The following is a 4,920-nucleotide window of genomic DNA, read 5'->3' on the forward strand; positions in this document are numbered from 1 at the left end:
GACCGGCTGACGTGCGTGTTCGTCGACCACGGCCTGCTGCGGGCCGGCGAGCGCGAGCAGGTGCAGCGCGACTTCGTCGCCGCGACCGGGGCCCGGCTGGTGACCGTCGACGCCGAGGCGCGGTTCCTGGAGGCGCTGTCCGGGGTGACCAACCCCGAGGGCAAGCGCAAGATCATCGGCCGCGAATTCATCCGGGCGTTCGAGGGCGCGGTGCGGGATCTTTCTTCAGGCGAGCAGATCGACTTCCTGGTGCAGGGCACGCTCTACCCCGACGTCGTCGAGTCCGGCGGCGGTACCGGCACGGCCAACATCAAGAGCCACCACAACGTCGGCGGTCTGCCTTCGGATTTGAAGTTCACATTGGTGGAGCCGCTGCGGCTGCTGTTCAAAGACGAGGTCCGCGCGGTGGGCCGCGAATTGGGCCTGCCCGAGGACATCGTTGCGCGCCAACCCTTCCCGGGCCCCGGCCTGGGTATCCGGATCGTCGGGGAGGTGACGGCCGATCGGCTCGACACGCTGCGCCGGGCCGACCTGATCGCCCGGGAGGAGCTCACCTACGCCGGGCTGGACGGCCAGATCTGGCAGTGCCCGGTGGTGCTGCTGGCCGACGTCCGCTCGGTGGGCGTGCAGGGCGACGGCCGCACCTACGGCCACCCGATCGTGCTGCGGCCGGTGTCCAGCGAGGACGCCATGACCGCCGACTGGACCCGGGTGCCCTACGACGTGCTGGAGCGCATCTCTACCCGAATCACCAACGAGGTGCCCGAGGTCAACCGGGTGGTGCTGGATGTCACCAGCAAGCCCCCGGGGACGATCGAGTGGGAGTAGTCCGGTCTACCGCTGCTTCGGTGACGTTGTACGTCCCCAGGGCGGGTTACCGGCCGCGCCGCGTTAGTTCACAATCGGCAGGCTCACATCGATGCCGGAGATGTCGATGAACCCCACCGAGGCGTTCGCGAACGCAGTCGCGGAACTGGCGATCTGCAGGGTGAGGTTGTCGGTGTCGGGGTCGGTCACGGTGTAGACGATGTCGTTGAGGTCGATGCTGACGGTGTGTTCGCGCCCGTCCAGGGTGACCGGCACCGGTGTGACGATGTTGCCCAGCACCAGCCCGGTGGCGTTGTCGACGACCTGGGCGAACACCGCGCGAGCGGTACCCAGGCCGGTGTAGCGGAAGCTCACAGTGGGCGCGCCGACCACCTGCGTGCCGGCCGGCAACGCGGTCTTTGGAATGTCCAGGTTGATCGCGTTGGTGGCTTTGGTGGCGTTGCCCAGCGAGTCGGGGAACGGCACCCCCTCCGGACCCGGGCCCGATCCACCGATGAGCCCGACGATGAGCAGCGGTCCCCCGGTGGCGTCGACGGCCACCGGGGTGCGGGTGGCAAAACCGTCCTGGAACGGCAGCAGATCCGCTGCGTGATAGCCGCCGTGCTGGTCATACCACTGGAAATCCGGAATCGCCGAGGCCGGGTCGTCCTGTTTCTTGACGTAGCTGGCCAGCCAGGCCAGGGCACTCTCGCGCAGCAGGGTGCTCTGGCCGGGGTTGATCGGGGTGACGCACGATCCGTGGCCGCCGCAGAACCAGATCACCTTGGCCGGGGTGCCGTACGGATTCGCCAGGATGGTCTCGGCATTGTCCAGCGACTGCCGCAGCGGGAACAGCACGTCGTCGACGCCCTGGGTCAACAGGGCCGGCGCGGTGAGCTTGGTGAGCAGCGAGGTCGGCCCGCTGCTGGCCAGCACCGCCTGCGCGCTCTGGCTGATCCAGCCGAACAGGACCGCGGTCGCAACGTTGTTGTAGATCTGGTCGTTGATCCGGGCGCCGGTGACGACCAGCGACAGCAGCAGCCCGGTGGCCGGGACGATCTTCAACGTCTCCGACGGATAGATCGCCTCGTTCAACGAGTTCCAGGCGATGTAGGGCGTGATCGCGTCGATGCGCGGATCGGTGCCGGCCGCGGTCAGCTGGATGCCCCCGCCGTAGGAGCCGCCCGACATGCCCACCCGCGGGTCGTTCGGCCTGTCCACCTCGGTGGGGGTCGCAGACGCGATCCAGGACACCAGAGCCGAGACGTCCCGGCCTTCATAGAACGGGTTGTCCAGTTGCAACACCCCGCCGGAGTCGAACTCACCGCGGGGATCCCAGGTGACGACGTTGTAGCCGGCATTGCGCAGCGTCCCGACCCCCAACGTCTCGTCGATCTTGGGCGCGACGGTCGCGCAGCTGCCGCAGCTGGCGTACGGAGCGGTGTAACCGCCACCAGCCAACCCAGATCCGGAAAGCACCGCAGGTGCCACCTGGCCGGCCCGCAGTCCAGTCGCCGGGAAGAAGTTCATGCTGATCGGGGTGCCGTCGAACGATGACACCTTGTAGGTGAACGCCACCGGGGTGGCTCCGGGAGCCAGCTTCTCGATGTCCACGGCGACGGTCGCCAGCAGCGAGTTGCCGATGATCGGGGCCAGCAGCGCGCCGACCAGCGGAGTGGCTTGCAGCAACCCGATCACCGAGGCGGCAAGCCCGCCGAGCAGCGGAATGCCGGTGAGGAACGCGTCGAACCCGGTCACCTCGCTGATCCGGACGTCGAACCGCTCGGTTCCCTTGGCGCCGGCGGCCGGAGCTCCGCCGACCTGCCATGTCGCATAGGGCAGCACGGTGAAGCTCTGCGCGACGTCCGATGCGGTAGGCACCGTGCCCAGTGACAGCTTGCCCCCGTTGGCGCCACGCGACGCGGTGTAGGTCAGCGGCAACCCGCGCTGGCTGCTCGCGTTGAGACTCCCCTGGATGATGCCGTCCACCATCGCGACGGATGGATCTGCCGTCACGCCGTTGGGGGACACCGCCTGCGACGACGTGACCACCGCCGCCTGGTGGGCCGCACTCGCCGCGCTGAGCGGCTGACGGCGCACGACGCTCAACACCGCCCACGACAGTGGCGAGTCCGCCGGAAACAACGGACCGCTCCCCGGCCCCGCGGAGCGTCCATCGCCGAAACCGTCCGGCGAAATCGACACCGCTTCCGCCCGGCCGGGCTGGGCAACCGCGGGCGCCGCGGCCAGCGCCGCTGCGGTCTCCACCGGTGCGGGAGCCCACCGAACCGGTTCGGAAGTCCACTGGACCGCTCGCGGGGCTTCCGCCACCGGCACGCTTGGAAGAGCAGGTGGCGCTTCGGTTTTCGGAGCCGCCGTCACCTCCACGGCAGACGTCACCTCCACGGCAGCCGTCACCTCCGCGGCAACCGCCATCGGCGCATCGGCTGCGTCATTGACGGCCGACATGGGGGCCGTCGCTGCGGCGGGTGATCCCTCGTTACGGCCCCTTGGGGTGGCGGGTCGCGTCGAGGGACCGGGCCGGTGGCCCCTCGTCGAGGCCGGCTCCGCCACGGGACCCGACTCGTCGGCTCCGGCAGCGGTCCCGACGACACCCTCTCCTCGTCCGGGTTCGGAAGTGTCCGCCCAGCTAACCGCGGGGCCGCACAGTAACGCCGCACCCACCCCGAGCGACACCGCCGCGCAACGCACACGAGCTGCAAATAGCAACGCGCCCATAACAATTCCCCCAACCTATCAGCCACTGTTTCTTCTCGTTCTGGTGCGCGAGTTTCTTCGTTACGCTGCCGATCTTCGAGAGCGTTGGGCTTGTCACGGAATGGCCAGGTGGCGTTGGTGTGTCAGCCGCCGCCGGATGTGGTGCTGTTCTATCGGTGTGACCGGGCCGCACCTTCGTGCTATTGCGAACGCCCACGTTTGCGTCACTGGTTGTCGCGGCCGCGGTGTTAGTGGCTCGCGGGGCGGTCGAGTGTCGCTTCTGCTTTCGCGGCGATCGGCTACCCTCCAAAAAACGGCGAGGCAGGGTTGACCGACCCATCAGAGCCGGGCTGTCCGGGCAAGCCGAAAAAGGCGGGCACGCCGCGCACGCCACTGAACTCCCGACAACCAAGGCCACCATCGGAGCGCTCGCACCCACCGCGACGGCTCGCAAAACGTTCCTCGTCAACGAAATTCCCCCCGTCCAGCCAAGCTAGGACATATTCGAGGAGTCTACTTTTCGGGTTCCGGCGGAGGCGGCGCTAGGGGCATAGGTCCCGCGGCGGAGAGTCTTCTGCCCTCTGATGCGTCATGGGTTTCCCCTACCATCGAGAGACTTCTTTTCAAGCCGTACTGATTGCGTCAGATAGCGGATAAACGTCGGTGACGAGAGAAAATTTTCTGCAGCAACACTATTGGCTTAACTCTCGGCGCTGGTTTTACCTGGCCAGGACATTGGTGGCAGGCGTTTTCGCTTGATGTGAAGAGAACGTCCGGGTTGGTGTGGCTTGTCTAAAGGTCCACATCCGCTCGGAGGTCCTCGTGCTCCCGTTGACGCCACCTACCAAGTGGTGCCATCATCCGATGGTACCGATTTCCACGCCGTTGCACTGCGGCCCGCGTCGAGGATCGCGGCCATTTTTGGGCGTTATGTGGGGTCGTACTAACGGGGGGTGGATTGTGAAGGTAGCGTGGATAACTGCCGCAGCCTTTTTTCTTGTTGTGTCTAGCTCGCTTACGGGGTACACCAGCGTGTCCGACGGAGAGCCTCAAGGCCGTCAGGGCCAAACCGGGCAAATTCGGCAGGGATCGCTCTGCGGTGCAGTGAGTTTCGCGACGCACTACCGAGATCAACAAGATCGACCTACGTGGCGATACAGCCAAAGTGACAATCCTCGTCGAATCGTCGGACGACCTAGCGCGATGCCAGCCCTCCGCGTAGTGAATGTGATCTCGAAGACGGTGGGTGCAGGATCTGTTGATTGGCCTAATTGTGTTCAGGAGCAACGTATTTCGGAGAACTTGAGGGAGGTCCACTGATGTCGGGTACACATTCGGTGGGCGACCGGGCGGTCGAACACACTTCTTTTGAACTGTCGCTCAAGTCGGTAGCCA

The 4,920-nt window shown here is 66.3% G+C and carries 2 protein-coding genes; one reads left to right on the forward strand and one right to left on the reverse strand.

Annotation, left to right across the window (positions count from 1 at the left end; translation table 11 throughout):
• Window positions 1-828: glutamine-hydrolyzing GMP synthase (gene guaA / locus ADBZ6I_RS15960; protein WP_526385549.1), on the forward strand; the 828-nt coding region annotated here is incomplete at its 5' end.
• A gap of 63 nt (window positions 829-891) precedes the next feature.
• Here guaA and ADBZ6I_RS15965 read toward each other — a convergent pair.
• Entirely contained in the window at window positions 892-3,276 is a 2,385-nt protein-coding gene (locus ADBZ6I_RS15965; protein WP_526385551.1) for a CocE/NonD family hydrolase, read from the reverse strand.
• Window positions 3,277-4,920: the final 1,644 nt, after the last annotated feature.

Source organism: Mycobacterium sp. (genome assembly GCF_044342925.1).
Taxonomy (GTDB): domain Bacteria; phylum Actinomycetota; class Actinomycetes; order Mycobacteriales; family Mycobacteriaceae; genus Mycobacterium.